This window comes from Amycolatopsis sp. NPDC054798, assembly GCF_053611505.1.
The window spans coordinates 270,071-288,900 of the sequence record NZ_JBSHAM010000001.1 but is presented as its reverse complement, the minus strand read 5'-3'; the positions used below and the strand labels follow the sequence as shown (position 1 = coordinate 288,900).

Below are 18,830 nucleotides of genomic sequence, written 5' to 3'. Positions count from 1 at the left end.
AAGGAGCCCTTCACGGACGCTTCAGAGGATCTCGGCGGCCGAACCGACGTCCGGCGGGCCGAGGTCCGGGTTCAGCGCCGCGGCGTCGACCAGTTCCACCTCGACCTTGTGCGGCTGGATCCGGCCGTCGCGGATGTCCTCCGCGTAGTGGCAGGCCACCCGGTGCCCGGCGCCGATCTCGCGCAGCTGCGGGCGATCGGTGTCGCACAGGCTTTCCTGCTTCCACGGGCACCGCGTGTGGAACCGGCAGCCCGAGGGCGGATTGGCCGGCGACGGAAGGTCGCCGGCGAGCAGGATCTGCTCCCGGCTGTCCTCCACCACCGGGTCCGGCACCGGGATCGCCGACAGCAGCGCCCTCGTGTACGGGTGCAATGGGTTCTGGTACAGCTCCTCCGACGTCGTCTCCTCGACCAGCGCGCCGAGGTACATCACGCCGATCCGGTCGGAGATGTGCCGGACCACCGCGAGGTCGTGCGCGATCACCACGTACGTGAGGCCGAGCTCGTCCTGCAGATCCTCCAGCAGGTTCACCACCTGCGCCTGCACCGAAACGTCCAAGGCGGACACCGGTTCGTCCGCGACGATCAGGTCCGGTTCCACCGACAGCGCCCGCGCGATGCCGATGCGCTGCCGCTGGCCGCCGGAGAACTCGTGCGGGTACTTCCGCAGCGAAGTCTCCGGAAGACCGACCGCGTGCAGCAGTTCGCGCAGCCGCTTCGCGGTGGACTCCTTGTCCTTGTCCAGCCCGTGCGCGCGCATGCCCTCGACGAGGATCGACTCGACCGACTGGCGCGGGTCCAGGCTCGACATCGGGTCCTGGAACACCATCTGCATCCGCCGCCGCGCCTTGCGCAGCTCCTCGCCCTTGAGCTGGGCGACGTCGGTGCCGTCGAAGACGACCTTGCCGTCGGTCGGCTCGTTGAGCCGCAGGATCGCCCGGCCGAGCGTGGACTTGCCGCAGCCGGATTCGCCGACCAGGCCGTAGGTTTCGCCGCGGCGGATCGACAGGTCGACCCCGTCCACCGCGAACACATGGCCCACCGTGCGGTCCACGACGATGCCGCGTTTGATCGGGAAGTGCACCTTGAGGTCGGTGACCTCGAGCAGCACGTCGTCGGTGTTCGCCACCGTCATCGGGTCCCTCCTCCTGCCGCCACGGCGGGTTGCACCGGGTTGTGGCAGCGCAGCAAGCCGTTCCGGTCGGGAACCAGCTCCGGCGAATTCTCCAGGCAGGCCGCCACCGCGTTCGGGCAGCGCGGCGCGAACGCGCACCCGCCGTCCCACGGGATGTTGTCGGCCACCGAACCGCGGATCGGCACCAGCTTCTCGCCGCGGCCCTCGTCGAGCCGGGGGATCGAAGCAAGCAGGCCGTGCGTGTACGGATGCCGCGGCTGCGCGAACAGCGAATGCCGCTCCTGGCGCTCCACGATCCGGCCGCCGTAAAGCACGTTGACCTCGTCGCAGAGCCCGGCGACGACGCCGAGGTCGTGCGTGATCATCACCAGCGCGGTTCCGGTGTCCTGCACCAGTTCCCGCAGCAGGGCGAGGATCTGCGCCTGGATCGTCACGTCGAGCGCGGTGGTCGGCTCGTCCGCGATGAGCAGCCGGGGACGGCACGCCAGCGCGATCGCGATCAGCGCGCGCTGCCGCATCCCGCCGGAAAGCTGGTGCGGGTACTCGGAAAGCCGCCGCGTCGGGTCGGGAATGCCGACCTTGTCGAGCAGTTCCGCCGCTTCGATCCGCGCCTTCTTGCGCGGCATGTCGCGGTGGCGCTCCAGCACCTCGGTGATCTGCAGCCCGATCGGGATGACCGGGTTCAGCGAGGACAGCGGATCCTGGAACACCATGCCGAGATCGCGGCCGCGGCGGTCGCGCATTTCCCGGTCGGACAGGGTCAGCAGGTCGGTGCCCTCGAAGCGCACCGAACCGGTGACGGTGTTGCCGCGCTTGGCGAGCAGCCGCATGATCGCGAGCGAGGTCACCGACTTGCCGCAGCCGGACTCGCCGACCAGCCCGACCGTCTGGCCGGGTTCGACGTCGAAACTCACGCCGTCGACCGCGGTGAACGGACGCTCTCCGCGGCGCTGGAACACGACCTTCAGGTCGCGGACTTCGAGAAGTGCCACGGGGTCACCGCCGGTTCTTCGGGTCGAGGGATTCGCGGAGGGACTCGCCGAGCAGGGTGAACCCGAGCGCCACGATGATGATCGCGATGGCCGGGTAGTACGCCAGCTCTGGCCGGATGTCGAGGTAGTGCTGGGACGCGCTGCCCAGCATCAAACCCCACTCCGCGCGGGTCGGGTCCGGATCGCCGAGACCGAGGAACGACAGCGCCGCGGCTTCCAGGATCGCGGTCGCCAGGGTCAGCGTCGCCTGCACGATCACCGGGCCGAGCGAGTTCGGCAGCATGTGCCGGAACACGATCGTCGTGCGCTTCACGCCGAGCGACGTCGCCGCCAGCACGTGGTCCGCCTCGCGCTGGGCGAGCATCGAACCGCGCAGCAGCCGGGCGAAAATCGGCACGCCGATGATCGACACTGCGATGATCACCGTCCACTGGCTCGGCTTCGCGAACAGCGCCGCGATCGAAATCGCCAGCAGCAGCGAGGGAAACGCCAGCAGCACGTCGACCAGTCGCATGAGGACGGTGTCGACCCAGCCGCCGAACGCGCCCGCGAGCCCGCCGATGAGCGCGCCGATGAGCACGCCGATCACCGTGGCGAGCACGCCGACCAGCAGCGTCTGCTGTGCGCCGATGAGCAGCCGGGACAGGAAGTCGCGGCCGAAATCGTCGACGCCGAGCGGGAAACCGGGCTGTGCGCCCGGAATGATGCCTCGCCCGAGGATGACCTTGTCCTGCAGATACCGGACCTGCGGGTCCTTCGGCGCGAGCAGCGGCGCGAAAATCGCCAGCAGCAGGAACAGCAGGGTGATCACGCCGCCGACGATCGCCACCGGGCTGCGCAGCATCCGGCGCAGCGCCTCGGCCCCGAGGCTGCGTCCGCCCGCCGACGCCGCGGCGAGCTTGTCGATCGGCTCTTTCTTCTTGTTCAGCAGAGTGTTCACCGCACACGCACCCTCGGGTCGATGAGCCCGTAAGAAATATCCACGAGCATGTTCACGAGCACGTAGACCAGTGCCCCGAGAAGCAGCAGCGCCTGCAGCCGCGGGTAGTCCCGCTTGTCGATCCCTTCGGCGAGAAGGAATCCGAGGCCGCGGAAGTTGAACACTCGCTCGGTCAGCACGGCGCCGCCGAGCAGCGCGCCGGTCTGCAGGCCGATCGTGGTGATCACCGGCAGGAGCGCGTTGCGCAGCACGTGCCGCTGGCGGACCACGGGCTGGGTGAGGCCCTTCGAGTTCGCGGTGCGGATGAAGTCCTCGTTGAACACGTCGAGCACCGACGCGCGGGTGATCCGGGTGATCACCGCGAGCGGAATGGTGGCGAGCGCGAGCGCGGGAAGAATGAGGTGCTTGATCGCGTCCCAGACCGCGTCCCATTCGCCGGTCATCATTCCGTCGAGAATGGCGAAATGCGTGACGACCGTGGCGTCGATGCCGGGGGCCTGCCTGCCCTGCGACGGAAGCCCGAGCGGCGTGGAAAGCAGGTCCTGCATCATGTAGCCGAGGAAGAAGATCGGCACCGCGACGCCGACCAGGGTCAGCACGATGATGACGTTGTCGACGATCTGGCCGCGGAACCGGGCGGCGAGGTAGCCGAACGAAATGCCGGCCACCACGGCGATGATCATCGCCGAAATGCCCAGTTCAATGGTGGCGGGAAGGAACGTGCCGATCTCCGACATCACCGGACGGGAGGACACGAGCGAATTGCCGAAATCGCCGGTGATCGCCCGGCCGAGGAATTTGAAGTACTGCACGAAAATCGGCTGGTCGAGGCCGAGCACGTGGTTCAGGTTCGCCAGTTTTTCCGGGGTCGCCTTGTCCCCGAGCAACGCGGACGCGGGCCCGCCGGGGAGTGAGCGCAACCAGGCGAACACCAGGATGGACAGGATAAGGAGCGTCGGGATCGCTTGTAGCAGCCGACGCACGAGAAAACGGAGCACGAGTAGTCCTTTGTGTACAGCCCGGGAACGAGGCCAAGGGCAGGCGCGGTAGCACCTGCCCTTGGCCTGGCTGCTCAGTGGAGCACGTCAGCCGATCGTGACGGTGTCGAAGCGTTCGTCGGTGAGCGGGCTGGCCACCACGCCCTTGACCTTCGGGCCAACCACGATCGCCGGCGTCGGGTAGGCGATCGGGATGGCGGGCAGGTATTCCATGATCTTCTTGTTGGCTTCCTGGTACGCCTTGGTGTGCGCCTCGCCGGCGGGCGCGGCGTCCGCGGCGGAGAGCGCCTGGAACAGGGACTGCTCCTCCAAGCCGAATTCCGGCTTCGGGCGGCCGAAGAAGGTGCCGACGAAGTTGCCCGCGTCGTTGTAGTCACCGGTCCAGCCGAGCAGGTGGATGTCCTGCTTGCTGTTCTGCTGCACGTCGTCCTTGTACCCGCCGTTCCACGACTCCGCGACCGGCTGCACGTTGATGCCGATGGCCTTCAGGTCCTCGGAGATCGCGGTGTAGGTGTCGGCCGGGTTCGGCATGTAGGGCCGGGTGACCTCGGTCGGGTAGTAGAACTTCAGGGACATGCCCTCGGCGCCGGCTTCCTTCAGAAGCTGCTTGGCCTGTTCCTTGTTGTACGGGTACTTGGCGACGTCGTCGGTGTAGCCGTCGATCGCCTTCGGCACGAACTCGGTCGCGACCTCGGAGCCCTCGGCCAGCTTGGAGCGCACGAACTGCTCGCGGTTGATGCCGTAGGCCAGCGCCTTGCGGACGCGCGGGTCCTTGAGCTTCGCGCCGTTCGGGCCCTTCTGGTTGATGCCGAGGTAGAGCACGTTGAACGAGGGGCGGATCAGCACCTGCTCGCCCTCGTTGCGCAGCAGCCCGTAGTCGGCGGGGGCCGGGAAGTCGTACCCGTTGATGTCGCCCGCCTTGAGCGCCTGCTTGCGGGCGTTCTCGTCCGGGATCACCTTGAACACGAGCTTGTCCAGCTTCGCCGGCTGCGGCATCGTGCTGGTTTCGTTGCGCACCAAGGTGATCTGGCCGTTGCCCTGGTCCCAGCCCTCGAACTTGAACGGGCCGGTGCCGGTCGGGTGCTTGTAGCCGTACTCCGGGTACGTGATCGAGGTGCCGGAGCCGGTGATGTTGTCCGCGTTGTACTTCTTCAGCGCGTCGGGGCTCTGGATCGCGAACGACGGCAGCGTGAACGCGGCGGGGAAGGCGCCCTTCGCGCGGTTCAGGTTCAGAACCGCGGTGTGGTCGTCCTTCGCCTCGCAGCTCTTGTAGACCGGCTCGCCCTTGGTGGTGCCCTCGTTGTGCGCGAAGCCCTCGAAGACGTCGCCGTAGTAGATCATCTGGCTCTGGGCGGTGGCGCCCTTCATGTTGTACCAGCGATCGAAGTTGAAACAGACGGCCTTGGCGTCGAACGGGGTGCCGTCGCTGAACTTCACGCCCTGCTTGAGGTCGAAGGTCCAGGTCTTGCCCTCGTTGCTCGACGTCCACTTCGTGGCGAGCGACGGGGCGAGGTTCGCGGTGCCCGGCTTGTTCTGGATCAGCGTGTCCAGCATCTGCCGGGTGATCCGGAAGGTCTCGCCCTCGTCGTTGAAGATCGGGTCGAACATCTTCGGGTTGCCGGTGTTGCCGAAGACCATGGTGCCCCCGGAACCACCGCCTCCGGACTCGTCGCGCTTCGATTCCGCGCACGCGGACAGCGAGACCGCGAGCGCACCCGCGAGCCCGATCAGAGCTGCCCGGCGTGTTCGGGTCAGCCGCAATTGCTGCATCTGGCACCCCTTGGGAATGTTCGGTGTATCGAAATTCACCGTCGGCGGTCAGTTCGGGAAGACCAGTGCGACCGGTGTGTTCGGTGACACTAGCGGGAACTCGGCCTCCGCTTAAGCACGCGAGGTTACGATCGCGCTACGTAAACCCCAAATTGACCGCAACGTGTCGGCAATTGTGCGCTCTGCGTAGCGAAATCTGCCGGTTTGGTACGTTGAGTGGCGGTTTGCTCACCCAGTTGGCCTAAGCGACCGGGTTGTCCGTTCCGGGTGCGGTGGATGTTCCGGAACCCCGCCGGAACCCCTCCGGAGACCGCCGGGGGCTGCCCGTGAAGGGCAGCGAAACAGCCCGAATGTACTCGAAGTTTCCCGGGCTCGCGCATTCCGCGCAATAGCGCTTTCGGCCGCCGCAAACCGATGCCGAGCAGGGATTCCGGTTGTTCAGACCAGCTGATCCGCCGCCTCGCGCGTGCCGTCGACCGCGAACCACCCTCGCTCGAACAACTGCCAGCGGCGCAGTTCGCCGCGCGCCGCCTCGCCGTCCCGGGCGACTGCCCTGGACAACCGTTCAGCCTCGGTGCCGCCCTCGACCCAGCACAGCCGCGTCAACCGGGACCGCACCGCCCGGCGTCCGCTCGACACGCCTTCCAGCACCAGCACCTCGGGCACCTCGACCCGCACCCGCTCGCCCGGCCGCGGGGCGCCGGAGGTCCAGTCCATCCGGCGGTACTCGCCGGAACGGCCCTGCGCCAGCGGCGTCAGCACGCCGTCTTCCAGCTGCGGCCACCACGCGACGGGATCGTCCCAGGTGGCGAAGGCGTCCGTGCTGATCAGCGCGGCACGCGGCCCGAGAGCTTCGACCGCCTCGGCGGCGAGAGTGGACTTCCCGGCCCCGGACGGACCGTCGATGGCGAGCACCCGGACGCCGCCGAGCCGGGGCGGAGCGGCGAGCAGTGCGGAGATCAGAGAACGCGTGCTGGCCTCGCTTCGGTCAGGCCGCCCGCGTTGTCAGGTGCGGACGTGCGTTTCTCCAGTTCGGCGATGCGCGCTTCGAGCTGGCGATGAGCGTCTTCGAGTTCGCAGCGCAGCAACGCGGTCTCCTCGACCGCGGTCCGCACCTCTTCCTCCAGGCGCCCGACCTCGGTCGAGAGCTGCAGCGACACTAGCGCGAGGACCACTCCGGACAGGAAGAAGACGAAGTTCGACGGGGTTTCGACGCCGGTCAGGTGCGCCACGAAATTCGCCACCGCCGGCACCACGGCGAGGACCACGACTCCGATGGCCACCACGAGCCAGATGCCCGCGTACTTCTCGCGCAGCTTCCGCCGTCGCATCATCTCGATGACGACGAACAGCACGAGACACGCGATGACGATGCTCAGTACGCGCCAGCCTGCCATGGGAGCCCTCCCTACGCGGCGTCGGAAGAACCGACGGACGGACGACGGCGGACCAGGGCCAGCAGCAGCGCGAGCCCCGCGCGGCCCAGGTACACAGCGGACTTCACCGGTGAATGGCTCGGCCTGCCGCTCGCCCGTTCCCGCATCAGGACCGGGGTTTCCGCGATCGTGAGCTCCGCCCGGATGGCCATCACGAGCGCCTCGACCGTGTCGCCGAGGTATTCGGCCGGATAGGACGCGGCGAACAGCCGGATCGCGCGCGGCCCCATCGCCTTGAACCCGGACGTGACGTCGCTGAGCTTGTTCCCGGACAGCTTGCTGAACACCAGCGACAGGGCGACCATCGCGCACTTGCGCGGCCCGACCGCCCGGTACGCGCCCTTGCCCGCGAACCGCGAGCCGATCGCGATGTCGGCTCCCCCGTCGAGCAGCCGCAGCAGCGCGCCGACCTCGTCCGGGTCGTGCTGTCCGTCGGCATCGACCTGGACCACGGCTTCGTAGCCGCGCGCGACGGCGTAGCGGAATCCGGTGCGCATCGCGCCGCCCACGCCGAGGTTCACCGAATGCCGAGCCACCCGCGCACCCGCTTCGCGGGCGAGTTCGGCGGTGCGGTCGGCCGAACCGTCGTCGACGACGAGCACGTCCATGCCCGGCAGCGACCGCTTGACCTGGGAGAGCACCGACGAAACGCAGTCCTGCTCGTTGAGGGCCGGAATCACGATGAGCACGCGACGGGTGCTCACCGGTGAGCCGGGCACGAAAGCCACCATCAGCCGCTCACTTCCCGTGCGGAGTGCCAGCTCCGGGCGCGGCGGCGGAACCGTCGGCCCCGGACTGGCCCGCGATCTCGTAGATCGTCACGTCCGAATTTCGGAAGACGACCCGGAACGCCGGGCCTTCGGCGATCCGGGCCACGCCAGCCGACGGGGTCGCGTTGTGCGCGGCCGGGCCGTGGCTCTGGAGCACGTAGCGCACGTGCAGGTCGGCGAGGTCTTCGCGAACCCGCGGGTTTTCACCGATCTGGTCGACCCGGTCGCTCAGGTACGCGGCCCTGGTGTTCGGCGCAGCGCCGTAGAAGTTCCACTCGACCGGCATCACGCCGGACAGCGCGTACATCCACATCGAACCGTCGGCCTTGCTGTTCATCACGTGCTCGCCGGGCATCGTGTGCTGCCCGAGCCAGGCGTACGCGACTTCCTCCCCTTTGGACACCGTGGAACGGTCCGTGTAGTTGGTCGCCAACCGCACCGCGTTGCGTCCGATGTAGCCGCCCCTGCTCAGCCCGCCGAGCACCACAGCCAGCAGCAGCACAGCGACGCCGGTGAGCGCGATCGGCTTCAGCTTCACCCGCGGCTGCGTCTTGCGAACCAGCCAGGCGACAGCCGTGTGCGCGAACTCGCCGAACGCGACCGCACCGGCGAGCGGCACGAGCGCGGCGATCCGCCAGTGGTCGTTGTAGAAGACGCTGGTGACCTTCTGCACGAGGTTCGATTCGAGCGACACGGTGACCATGAACAGACCGCCGAACACGACGTACGCGCCGACCAGCCACAGCATCCGCCGGTGCCGCACCATCAGCACGATCCCGATGAACGCGGGCACGCCGATCCACCACTGCGGAAACTCCGACATCGGGGAGAAGGTGAGCGTCTCGCCGAGGCCGCCGGCGAGCGTCGCCTCCGGCGGCCAGTACGCGCTCGTCACGCCGCTCGCGTTGTACAGCGACGGCAGCACGAGCGGCACGCCGAGAACAATCGCCAGTCCGATCGTCGCGATCAGCGAAGGCGCGCTGCGGCACCATTCGATCTTCTCGTAGCGCAGCAGCACCGCGAGCAAGATCAGCAGGAAGTAGACGGCGAGCACGAACACGAGGCTGGTGTGCAGGCCGCACAGCCCGGCGACGCCGACGCCGAGCGCGACCGGACCCGCGATTCCGTCCGGCTTCAGCAGGTACCGCGCGAGCGCGAGCATCGCCGGGAGCAGCGCGACACCCGCGACGTACGGCCACAATGGACCGCGCCACAACGAGTCGTACGGGAACGCGCTGAACCACGTGGTGACCGCGGCGGCCGCGGCGGTGCCGAGCGCCGGCATGCCCCACACCCGGCACATCGCCGCGACACCGACCGGCACGGTGAAAATCACCGCGAGCGCGGCCAGGTTCAGCGTGGGCATCATGGTGAGCCCGGCCTTGCCGAAGACCAGCGAGAGCAGCGCGTGGTAGGTGTCCGGGTAGAAGTAGTCGGACTGGCCCGGCAGATTCGCGATCGTGCCCACCGTGGACGGCCGGGCGTCGCCGTGTTCGGCGATCCAGCGGACCAGGTTTCCGTGGAACGGCGCGTCCCAGCCCTGCTGGACGGTGTCGATCCCGTTGCTGCCGCGCAGGAAAGCGATCGCGCCCACGGCAAGCCCGGCGGCGACGCCGGCCGCCATCACCACGTGGTCACGCAGCGTGAGCTTCGGCAGTTCCTCGACCGTCCAGTCCGGATGCCGGCGCGCGCGCAGCCGTTGCGCCGCGAACGCCAGCCCGGAACCGGCGATGGAGAGCACCAGGGTCCACAGCGCGACGGCGAGCATCGTCCAGCGGATGCCGAGTCCGCCGAGCACCGGGACGCCGAGCGCGACGACCCCGAAGGTGAGCAACGGCGCGGCGGCCGCGAGAGTCCATCCGCGCAGCCGGACGGCGGCCCCGAAGACGAGCCCGGGCACCCAGAATGCGAGCAGCACCAGAAGAACGTTCATCGAATTCGCGGTCCAAACCTGATCGGCTTTTTACCCTTCGCCGCACACCGATGCCGGCGGCTGCGAAGTCACAATACTGCGGCGCTAAGCCGACGTTTCACGGGAGGCGCGCATTGCCGCTGCCGACGAATTGGCAAGAACAAATGCGAGCACAACCGCAAGACCGGTCATTGGCGCGGCGGCGAGCGCGACAACCGCGCGCGGCACGGTGTCGCCAGGCACCGCGAGCAGGAGAACCGAAGCCGTCGCCGCGACCACCGCCCAGGTGATCAACACGCGCCTGGCCTGGGCGCGCGCGACGAGCACGGCGGTGAGCAACTGCATGGGCACCAGCAGCACCGAGGACCAGACGAGCCCGGCCACCGCCCAGCCGTCGACCTGGTAGCCGGGGCCGTTGACGAACCGCACCGCCCACGGGCCGATCAGCAGGCCGACCAGCGCGCCGAGCGCGGCCAGCGCGAGCGAGGCACCCGTGCCCAGCAGCAGCACCCGGCGCAGCCGGTGCCGTCCGGCCTCGCTGGCGGAAAGCCGGACGACGAACGGCACCGCAAACGATTGCACCGGCCCGATCAAGGTCAACGGCAACCGCGCGATGACCAGCGCGGCGAAGACCGCGCCGAGCCGGTCGCGGTCGCCGCCCGGGGCGAGCAGGCCGACCAGCGCGGGGTAACCGGTGATGACGCTCGCGGTGAGCGCGGCGCCGAGCAGCAGCATGAGCATCCGGCGGACGGTCACCGGCCAGCCGTCGCCTTCGGCGCGAACGTCGAGCAGCCGCCAGCCTTGGCGGACGAACAGCAGCCAGGCGAACGATCCCGCCGCGACCGCCAGCGCGAGCGGGTCCAGCTGATATGCCGTCGCGACGACCAGCAGGCCGAGCACCAGCGCGCGGACCGCCGGCTCGGCGACCACGAGCCAGGCGAACTGCTTCACCTGGTGTTGCCCGATCAGCAGTCCGCGAACGCCGAACTGGCAGGCGAACGCGACGCCGCCGGCCAGCACGACGAGGGCGAGTTCCCAGGCGCCGTGGAAAAGCCGGTCGTTGACCGGCGGGAAGAGCAGCGCTAGTCCGAACGCGACGGCGATCGCGGCGGCGACCGCCACCGCGCGCAGCGCACCCCGGCCAGCGAGACCGCCGGTCAGCGCGGCCACCGCGGACTGGCGGGAAAGCTCCTGCTCCAGCGGGGAAAGCGCGCTGCCGAGGCCCATCAGGAGGCCCCAGAAGGTGACGAACGTGGCGTACTGATCCGGTGGGAGAAGCCGCGCGCAAGCGACGGTGAGGACGTAGCCCAGGATGATCGACGCGACCAGCGAACCGCCGAGTTTTCCCGCGGTGCGGCGGGTGTCGCGGACGACTCCGTTGGCCGTCTCCTCAGCGCCGGTCACGCTCATCGACGCCGCAGCCGCGCCCGTAACGCGAGGTAGAGCCCGCGAAACACCCCTGAGCCGAAGCCGACCGCGAAGACCGGCAGCAGGGTGCTGACCGCGCGCGCCTCGGCGTTGGTCGCCCCGCACTTCTTCACCACCGCGGCGGCCGCGACGCTTCCGGCCACGCCGAGCGCGGCCGTTGTCTTCGGCTTTTTCACCGCCATCCCGACGCCGACGACGCTTACAGCGAGCGCACAAAATAACGCGTTTCTCGCTGGACCGGGTGAATTTAGGTAGGAATCAACATACGTGGTCCCCCGAAAGAATGACTGAGCGTAGAACTTTTTGAACGAGTCACGCCCGTGGTAGATCGCGGAGAACTGCGGGGCCAGGTAAATACGCGAACGTTCGGCGATCCAGCGCAGCATGCGGGTGTCGTCGCTGGCGAGCCGGACGTCGTCGAACAGCGATTCGAACGCGGCGGCCGCGCCCTCCAGCAGGTCGCGGCGCGCGCAGAAGAACGTGGTGCCCTTGGGGTAGACGTCGAACTCTTCGATGTCGAACGACGTCAGCTTCGGGTCCGCGAAGTACCGCCGCCAGCCGACGGCGACGAGGCCGGCCATGAAGCCCGCGTAGGGATTGTGCTCGGAGGCGACGTGGATGTGGCCGTTCCAGACCGCGCGCTCCGGGTGCTCGGCGAGCTGTTCGCGCAGGAAGGAGAGGCTGCCGACGTCGACGATGACCCGGCTGTCCAGCAGCATCAGCCATTCGCCCGACGCCTTCGCCATCCCGGCGCGGCGGGCCTCGAACCGGCCGCCGTTGGACTGACTCAGCACGGTGATCCCATGTTCCTCGCGCAGCCGGGCGAGCCGCTGCGGCGTGCCGTCGGTGCTTCCGTCGTCCACGACGAGCACCTCGACCGGCCACCGCGCCGCCTTCGCGGAGGCGATCAGCGCGCCCACGCTGCGTTCGATCCAGTCCTGCTCGTCGCGGACCGGGATCACTACGCTGAGCGACGGCGGGAGCGGGTTCGCACTCACGCGGCGAGGCTACCCTGCACCCGCCGGACCAGCGTGTTCAGTATCCTGGCCGCCGTCGTCGACCTTCCATCGATTGGGCCCCCGGTGATTTCCTTCATTGTCGGCACCACCGCGGAGCTGATCAAGATCGCCCCGGTCTTCCACCGGATCGCCGATCGCGGAGCGGCCCCGAAGCTCTGGTTCACCGCCCAGCACGTGGACGAGGTCGCCGACGTCCTGTCCGATCTGCGGCTCCCGGAACCGGATCTGTGGTTCGTGCCTCGCTCGCAGGCGCGCAACCTCGAATCCCCCGCGCAAGTACCCGGCTGGGCGGCACAAGTCCTGCGCACCGCGTGGAGCCGCCGCACCGAACTGCGCGCCCAGCTGACCGAGGACGGCCGCCCGCCGCTGGTGCTCGTGCACGGCGACACGTTCACCACGCCGTACGGGGCGCTGATCGGCAAGAAGATCCTTAAGGCACGCGTCGGGCACATCGAGGCGGGCACGCGGTCGGGCAGCATCCTGTCGCCGCTGCCGGAGGAACTGAACCGCAAAATCGCCGGAAAGCTAGTGGACATCCACTTCTCGCCGAGCGAGCGCGAGGTGCACAACCTGCGCAACGCCCGCGGCGTCGTGGTGAACACCGAAGCGAACACGGCGATCGACTCGATGCGCCAGGTCGTCGACCAGCCGCTGGACGTGCCGGGCCTGCCGGAGAAGTTCGGCCTGGCGACCCTGCACCGGTTCGAACTGGTGTCGCGCGCGGACAAATACCGTGAGGTACTGGAAATCCTGCGCGCGCAGAGCCGCGAGATGCCGGTCCTGTACCTGGCCGGAGCGCCGGAGCGGGAGAAGATCCGGGCGCTGGGCTTGGACAACCTGTTCGACGACAAGTTCATCGCACAGCCGAAGATGCGCTACCTGAAGTTCCTGCCGCTAGTCGCGCGAGCGGAGTACGTGGTCACCGATTCCGGTGGGCTGCAAGAGGAATGCGGCTACCTCGGCCTGCCGTGTGCGGTCCACCGGGCGCGCACGGAACGGCACGTCGGGATCGGCGAGAACGTCATCCTGACCGAAATGCGCGCGGACCGGCTGCAGGATTTCCTTGCCGCATACCAGAACCGGCGCGGAGTGTCCTGGATGGACAAGTACCATCCGTCGGATCTCGTGGTGGACTCGTTGGCACAACTGGGTTATTGCTGAAATTTTGGCGCCGACTCCGTCGTCGCGTGCGGGATCGCCTTTAAGTACGCGATCCCGCGTTTGGGGCGAGTCGGGCGGTCAGAGGGCAAAGAAATTACAGTGCTCGTCGCCCGGACAGTGCCCGCCCCAACGTCAACTCGTCCGCGAACTCGAGGTCCCCGCCCATCGGCAGCCCGGACGCCAGCCTCGTCACCGACAGCCCCGGGAAATCGCGCAGCATCCGCACCAGGTACGTCGCCGTCGCTTCGCCCTCGGTGTTCGGGTCCGTCGCGATGATGATCTCCCGGACATCAGCCTCGCCGATGCGCTTCAGCAGCTCGCGCATCCGCAGCTGCTCCGGGCCGATGCCGGACAGCGGGTCCAGCGCGCCGCCCAGTACGTGGTAGCGGCCCTTGAACTCGCGGGTCCGCTCGACCGCCAGCACGTCCTTCGGTTCCTCGACCACGCAGATGACCGTGAGGTCGCGGCGCTCGTCGCGGCAGATGCGGCACGTTTCCTGTTCCGAGACGTTGCCGCAGATCTCGCAGAACTGCACGCCCTCCTTGACCTTGCCCAGCACGTCCTGCAGCCGCGCGATGTCCGCGGGGTCGGCGGCCAGCAGGTGGAACGCGATGCGCTGGGCACTCTTCGGACCGACGCCGGGCAGCCGGCCCAGTTCGTCGATCAGGTCTTGGACGACACCTTCGTACAAGTGTCAGCCGCCGAAGCCGAGGCTGCCGAGGTCCGGCATGCCGCCGCCGAGGCCGCCTGCCAGCGGGCCCAGCTTCTGCTCGGTGAGCTTCTGCGCGCTCGCCGACGCGTCGCGCACCGCGGCGACCACCAGGTCGGCCAGTGTTTCGACGTCGTCCGGGTCGACCACCTTCGGGTCGATGACGAGGCCCTTCAGCTGGCTGTCGCCGGACACCGTCGCGGTGACCAGACCGCCGCCCGCGGTGCCGGTGACCTCGGTGTTGGCGAGTTCCTCCTGGGCCTCCACCAGCTTCTGCTGCATCTGCTGGGCCTGCTGCATGATCTGCGACAGGTCGAAGCCGCCGCCGCCGGGTTGCACCATGATCGCACTCGGTCCTTCCGCGTTTGGGTGTTCTGTACCAGCCTAGCCGCGTACCCGGCGAGTCCGTCCTGGCGGCACGCGTGTGCTGTGGCACCGTGGTCGCGTGCGTGCGAAGACACTCCCGCTGCTGACCGGCCTGATGCTGCTCACAGCGTGTTCCGGCGGCGGCGAGACGCCTCCCTCACCTGCCGCTGCGCCGACGTCGTCGGCCGGTTCAGCGACGCCGAGCCCGTCGTCCAGCCCGTCACCGCCGCCGTCCTCGTCTTCGAGTCCGCCGTCGACGTCCGCGGTGCCTCCGGTCGGCTCGGGCAAGGTCGTGGTCCTCGATCCCGGGCACAACGGCGGCAACGCCGCGCACCCCGGCGAGATCAACCGGAAGGTGCCCGCCGGGCGCGGGCAGACGAAGCCGTGCAACACCACCGGCACGTCGACCAACGCCGGGTACCCAGAGCACGCGTTCACCTTCGCGGTCGCGCGCGAGGTCGGGAACGCGTTGGCGGCCAAGGGAATCAAGGTCGTCTACACCCGGCAGAACGACTCCGGCGTCGGCCCGTGCGTCGACGAGCGCGCACAGATCGGCAACGACGCGAACGCCGACGCGGTGGTGTCGATCCACGCCGACGGCTCGACTTCGCCGACCGCGCACGGCTTCCACGTCGCGTATTCGGCACCGCCGTTGAACGCCGCGCAGGGTGAACCTTCGCTGAAGCTGGCCCGCACGATGCGCGACGGAATCCGCGACGACGGCTTCGCGACGTCCACGTACATCGGTTCGGCGGGTCTTTCGCCGCGGAACGACCTCGCCGGGCTCAACCTGTCGACCCGGCCCGCTGTGCTGGTGGAATGCGGCAACATGCGCAACGCCGACGAGGCTGGTCAGATGTCGTCGGCGGCGGGACGGGCGCACTACGCGCAGGCCATCGCCAAGGCGATCGAGGCGTACCTCGCCGGCGCCTGACGCAGAGAGCCGAAAGGGCTACTGAGCGGACAGAACACCGGACACCGTCTTCTCCCTTGATCGGTCCCGACTTACCGTCGCTGGGGACCTGTCGAGGAGGCGCCGGTGGCAACTTCACTCCGAGGACGACTGATACGGCTGCTGGCCGTGACAGCCATGGCGGGCACGCTGGTGTCGACGGGAGTCGCCGAGGCCGCTCCACCAGCGGTGACCGCCGGGCAAGCGCGGTTCGAAGTCCTGTCGCCGACGCTCATCCGGACCGAGTACGCGGGCGACGCCAAGTTCGTCGACGCTGGCACGTTCAACGCGGTCGGTCGCGGCAGTTTCGCCAAAACCCCTTACACCGCAACAAAACGCGACGGCTGGCTGACCATCCGGACCAGTGCCGTCCAGCTGCGCTACAAGCTCGGCTCGGGCGCGTTTTCCGACGACAACCTGACCGTCCAGCTGCGCGCCGGCGCCCAGGACGTCACCGCGAAGCCCTGGGCGGGCAAGCTGACTCCGGTCTGCACGTTCGGCACGCTCTGCGAGGCCGAACAACTGCGGCTCAACGGGCCAGGCGCGGCCACCGACCACCGCGGCTACACCGGCGACGGCTTCGCGGCGGGCTTCATCAACCCCGGCGACAGCCTGGCCTTCCGGGTCACCGCGCCCGGCGATCAACAGCTGGATCTGCGCTACGCCAACGGAACCGGCGGCGACGGGCAGCACACGACCCGCACACTCAGCGTCCTCGTGGACGGCACTAACGCACGCACCGTCACGCTGCCGACCACCGCTGACTGGGACACCTGGGCCCTCGCGACCGTACCGATCGCCCTGCCCGCAGGACAGCATCAGATCACCGTCAAACGCGACACCGCGGACTCAGGCAACGTCAACATCGACAGCCTCGCCGTGGTCAACACCGGTGCCGCGTACCCACAACCCGTCCCGCCCGCGCCGACGCCGTGTGCGTTCGGTGTCCTCTGCGAGGCCGAGCAAGGCGCGCTGTCCGGTGGCGCACATCCGGCCAGCGACCACGACGGATACTCCGGCAAGGCCTTCCTCGCAGGCATGGAGCGAGCCGGTGCGTCTGATGCCCTGACGATTACCGGCGTCCCCGCCGATGGCACCTACGATCTGCAACTCCGCTACGCCGACGCAATCGCCGTTTCCGGCCAAACCCAGCCAACCTCGTTGACACTCCAAGCAGGCGGCACTTCGACCAACCTGACTCTACCGTCGACTAGCAGCTGGAATTCGTGGCGTACCAAAGCGATACCAGTCAAGCTCAAAGCTGGCACCAACACCGTCACGCTGTCCTGCCCGGACCCGAACTGCCATATCAACCTCGACACTGTCGCCGTCACCGCGGCACATTCGGTATTGCTCGCCCCGCACGCAGCGCTCGGCGGTTACCGACGCGGCCTCGACGGCGTCGACGGAACTGCGGTCTCCGCGCCAGGAATCCTTTACCAGGACGGCTGGTCGCTGCTCGACGACACCGCCTCGGCGCTGTACGACCCACGCACCAAGGTCGTCACTCAGCGGCCCAGCAGCGAGAGTTACCAGGACGGCTACGTCTTCGCCTACGGCCAAGACTACGGCCGTGCGCTGCAAGAACTGGCTCAGCTGACCGGACCGTCGCTGCTGCTGCCCCGCTGGGCGTACGGCGTCTGGTACTCCGAGTATTACGACCGCACGGCCGCCGACTTCCAGCAGACGATCGTGCCCAAGTTCCGTTCGCAGGGCGTGCCGCTCGACATGCTCGTCGTCGACACCGACTTCAAATCGCCGGACCGCTGGAACGGCTGGGAAATCGACCCGGCCCGCTTCCCGGATCCGAAGGCGTTCTTCCAATGGGCGCACGACCAGGGGCTGCACACGTCGCTGAACATCCACCCGAGCATCCGCGCCGACGACCCGCAATTCCCGGCCGCGCAAGCGACCGCGAAGGGCAAACTGCAGCCCAGTTGCGGAAAAGACTGCTACGTCTTCGACTTCGGCGACCCAGACCAGCTGCGCGCCTACTTCGACCTGCACCGTCCGATGGAACAGCAGGGCAACGACGTCTGGTGGCTCGATTGGTGTTGTGACAGCTCGAAATCCAGCCTCGCCGGGGTAACTCCGGACGCGTGGATCAACCAGCAGTACGCACAACACGGCGGCTTCGCGTTCTCCCGCGCGTATGGCTCGCTGCAAGCCGGTGGATACAGCTCGCCGACAGCGGTGCCGACCGGACCGTGGGCGGACAAGCGCACCACGCTGCACTTCACCGGAGACACCATTTCCGATTGGGCCACACTGGCTTTCGAGGTCGGCTACACCCCCGGCGAATCCGCGGCGACCGGCTTGGCTTCGGTAAGCCACGACATCGGCGGCCACACCGGCGGGTTGCAGCAGCCCGGCACCGAACCGGGCAGCACCAAACTGCCAGACGATCTTTACGCGCGCTGGGTGCAGCTAGGCACCTTCCAGCCGATCGACCGGCTGCACTCCAACCACAGCGACCGGCTGCCCTGGCAGTACGGAACGGCCGCAGACGCGTCCGCGACGAAATTCCTGAACCTGCGCGAAAACCTGGTGCCGTACACGTACACGCTCGCGCAGCAGGCCACCGCCACGGGAATGCCGATCGTGCGGCCGCTGTACCTTCAGTATCCGGACCAGCAGGAGGCGTACGCCCAGTCCGGCGGGGAATACTTGTACGGCCCCGACGTCCTCGTGGCTCCGGCGACCAGCCCGGGTGCCACGGCGACCACGAGCGTCTGGTTCCCGCCAGGCAACGACTGGACGGACTACTTCACCGGCAAGACCTACCGCGGCGGCACCACCGCGCAGATCACCACGGGCTGGGACACCATGCCAGTGTTCGTGCGTTCGGGCGGAATCATGGTCACCCGCAGCGGAAACGTGGCCGGTGACGCGCACGATCCGCAGACCGCCGCGACTGTCACGGTTGCTAGTGGCCACAACGGCGCGTTCACCCTTTACGAGGAGCCGTCCACAACTTCCTTGCGCTACACCGAAAACGCCCGCTCGGCGACGCTCTCGATCGGCACCTCACAACGCGCCTGGACTGTGCGGTTCACCAACGCCGCCAAGCCGTCCGCGGTGTACGTGGACGGACGCCGCAGCGCGAACTGGGCCTGGGACGCCGCGACCCGGACCGTGACCGTACGAACGCCACCGACGCCGCACCCGCTCAACGTCGTGAGTGTTCGCGCCGGTTAGAACCGGCACGAGCACTCACGAGACACATGGCCCAGCAAGCGGGCG

16 protein-coding genes are annotated in these 18,830 nt (G+C 68.4%); 3 read left to right on the top strand and 13 right to left on the bottom strand.

Translation table 11 applies throughout. The features are described from left to right. Nucleotides 1-21: 21 nt before the first annotated feature. From ACWGIC_RS01385 to ACWGIC_RS01335, 11 genes are all read right to left on the bottom strand, one after another. Nucleotides 22-1,134 carry an ABC transporter ATP-binding protein gene (locus tag ACWGIC_RS01385; RefSeq protein WP_452073886.1) on the bottom strand — a complete coding sequence of 371 codons (1,113 nt, stop codon included), beginning with the start codon at nt 1,132-1,134 and terminating at the stop codon, nt 22-24. Beyond that, nucleotides 1,131-2,126 (bottom strand): ABC transporter ATP-binding protein, encoded by a 996-nt coding sequence (locus tag ACWGIC_RS01380; protein ID WP_452073885.1) that lies wholly within the window; start codon nt 2,124-2,126, stop codon nt 1,131-1,133. Before ACWGIC_RS01380 ends, ACWGIC_RS01385 begins: the two co-directional genes overlap by 4 nt. Nucleotides 2,127-2,130: 4 nt before the next feature. Further along, nucleotides 2,131-3,066 carry an ABC transporter permease gene (locus ACWGIC_RS01375; RefSeq protein ID WP_452073884.1) on the bottom strand — a complete coding sequence of 312 codons (936 nt, stop codon included), beginning with the start codon at nt 3,064-3,066 and terminating at the stop codon, nt 2,131-2,133. Continuing rightward, nucleotides 3,063-4,064: an ABC transporter permease gene (locus ACWGIC_RS01370; RefSeq protein ID WP_452073883.1), complete on the bottom strand. Its 1,002-nt coding sequence runs from the start codon at nt 4,062-4,064 to the stop codon at nt 3,063-3,065. The genes ACWGIC_RS01375 and ACWGIC_RS01370 overlap by 4 nt, the downstream gene beginning before the upstream one ends. Nucleotides 4,065-4,151: 87 nt before the next feature. Continuing rightward, on the bottom strand, nt 4,152-5,834 hold the full coding sequence (locus tag ACWGIC_RS01365) for an ABC transporter substrate-binding protein (RefSeq protein ID WP_452073882.1): 1,683 nt from the start codon (nt 5,832-5,834) through the stop codon (nt 4,152-4,154). Between the two features lie 438 nt (nt 5,835-6,272). Further along, entirely contained in the window at nt 6,273-6,749 is a 477-nt protein-coding gene (locus ACWGIC_RS01360; protein WP_452073881.1) for a uridine kinase family protein, read from the bottom strand. Between the two features lie 44 nt (nt 6,750-6,793). After that, nucleotides 6,794-7,231: a DUF2304 domain-containing protein gene (locus tag ACWGIC_RS01355; RefSeq protein ID WP_452073880.1), complete on the bottom strand. Its 438-nt coding sequence runs from the start codon at nt 7,229-7,231 to the stop codon at nt 6,794-6,796. 11 nt (nt 7,232-7,242) lie between these two features. Beyond that, nucleotides 7,243-8,001: a glycosyltransferase family 2 protein gene (locus ACWGIC_RS01350; protein ID WP_452073879.1), complete on the bottom strand. Its 759-nt coding sequence runs from the start codon at nt 7,999-8,001 to the stop codon at nt 7,243-7,245. Nucleotides 8,002-8,008: 7 nt separating this feature from the next. Beyond that, nucleotides 8,009-9,973, bottom strand: a complete 1,965-nt coding sequence (locus ACWGIC_RS01345; protein WP_452073878.1) for a DUF6541 family protein — start codon at nt 9,971-9,973, stop codon at nt 8,009-8,011. Between the two features lie 84 nt (nt 9,974-10,057). Further along, nucleotides 10,058-11,362, bottom strand: coding sequence for a hypothetical protein (locus ACWGIC_RS01340; RefSeq protein WP_452073877.1), 1,305 nt, complete (start codon nt 11,360-11,362; stop codon nt 10,058-10,060). Continuing rightward, the gene (locus ACWGIC_RS01335; RefSeq protein ID WP_452073876.1) at nt 11,359-12,378 is read right to left on the bottom strand and encodes a glycosyltransferase family 2 protein; all 1,020 of its coding nucleotides are present in this window, start codon (nt 12,376-12,378) and stop codon (nt 11,359-11,361) included. Before ACWGIC_RS01335 ends, ACWGIC_RS01340 begins: the two co-directional genes overlap by 4 nt. A 72-nt stretch (nt 12,379-12,450) precedes the next feature. Between ACWGIC_RS01335 and ACWGIC_RS01330 the strand changes: the two genes are divergently transcribed. Then, entirely contained in the window at nt 12,451-13,560 is a 1,110-nt protein-coding gene (locus ACWGIC_RS01330) for a UDP-N-acetylglucosamine 2-epimerase (RefSeq protein ID WP_452073926.1), read from the top strand. Nucleotides 13,561-13,654: 94 nt separating this feature from the next. Here the strand turns inward: ACWGIC_RS01330 and recR are convergent, their stop codons facing one another. Further along, on the bottom strand, nt 13,655-14,251 hold the full coding sequence (gene recR, locus ACWGIC_RS01325; RefSeq protein WP_037808499.1) for a recombination mediator RecR: 597 nt from the start codon (nt 14,249-14,251) through the stop codon (nt 13,655-13,657). A gap of 3 nt (nt 14,252-14,254) precedes the next feature. Further along, nucleotides 14,255-14,611, bottom strand: coding sequence for a YbaB/EbfC family nucleoid-associated protein (locus ACWGIC_RS01320; RefSeq protein ID WP_037808500.1), 357 nt, complete (start codon nt 14,609-14,611; stop codon nt 14,255-14,257). 139 nt (nt 14,612-14,750) lie between these two features. Between ACWGIC_RS01320 and ACWGIC_RS01315 the strand changes: the two genes are divergently transcribed. Both ACWGIC_RS01315 and ACWGIC_RS01310 read left to right on the top strand, forming a co-directional pair. Next, a complete protein-coding gene (locus tag ACWGIC_RS01315) occupies nt 14,751-15,569 on the top strand; it encodes an N-acetylmuramoyl-L-alanine amidase (protein ID WP_452073925.1) in 819 nt (272 codons plus the stop codon). 105 nt (nt 15,570-15,674) lie between these two features. Further along, entirely contained in the window at nt 15,675-18,785 is a 3,111-nt protein-coding gene (locus ACWGIC_RS01310; RefSeq protein ID WP_452073875.1) for a TIM-barrel domain-containing protein, read from the top strand. Nucleotides 18,786-18,830 lie beyond the last annotated feature (45 nt).

Bases quoted from the DNA above. Each gene is read 5' to 3' on its own strand.
- ACWGIC_RS01355 (WP_452073880.1), bottom strand. From the start codon at position 7,231: ATGGCAGGCTGGCGCGTACTGAGCATCGTCATCGCGTGTCTCGTGCTG.
- ACWGIC_RS01345 (WP_452073878.1), bottom strand. From the start codon at position 9,973: ATGAACGTTCTTCTGGTGCTGCTCGCATTCTGGGTGCCCGGGCTCGTC.
- ACWGIC_RS01350 (WP_452073879.1), bottom strand. From the start codon at position 8,001: ATGGTGGCTTTCGTGCCCGGCTCACCGGTGAGCACCCGTCGCGTGCTC.
- ACWGIC_RS01320 (WP_037808500.1), bottom strand. From the start codon at position 14,611: ATGGTGCAACCCGGCGGCGGCGGCTTCGACCTGTCGCAGATCATGCAG.
- ACWGIC_RS01340 (WP_452073877.1), bottom strand. From the start codon at position 11,362: ATGAGCGTGACCGGCGCTGAGGAGACGGCCAACGGAGTCGTCCGCGAC.
- ACWGIC_RS01385 (WP_452073886.1), bottom strand. From the start codon at position 1,134: ATGACGGTGGCGAACACCGACGACGTGCTGCTCGAGGTCACCGACCTC.
- ACWGIC_RS01365 (WP_452073882.1), bottom strand. From the start codon at position 5,834: ATGCAGCAATTGCGGCTGACCCGAACACGCCGGGCAGCTCTGATCGGG.
- ACWGIC_RS01315 (WP_452073925.1), top strand. From the start codon at position 14,751: ATGCTGCTCACAGCGTGTTCCGGCGGCGGCGAGACGCCTCCCTCACCT.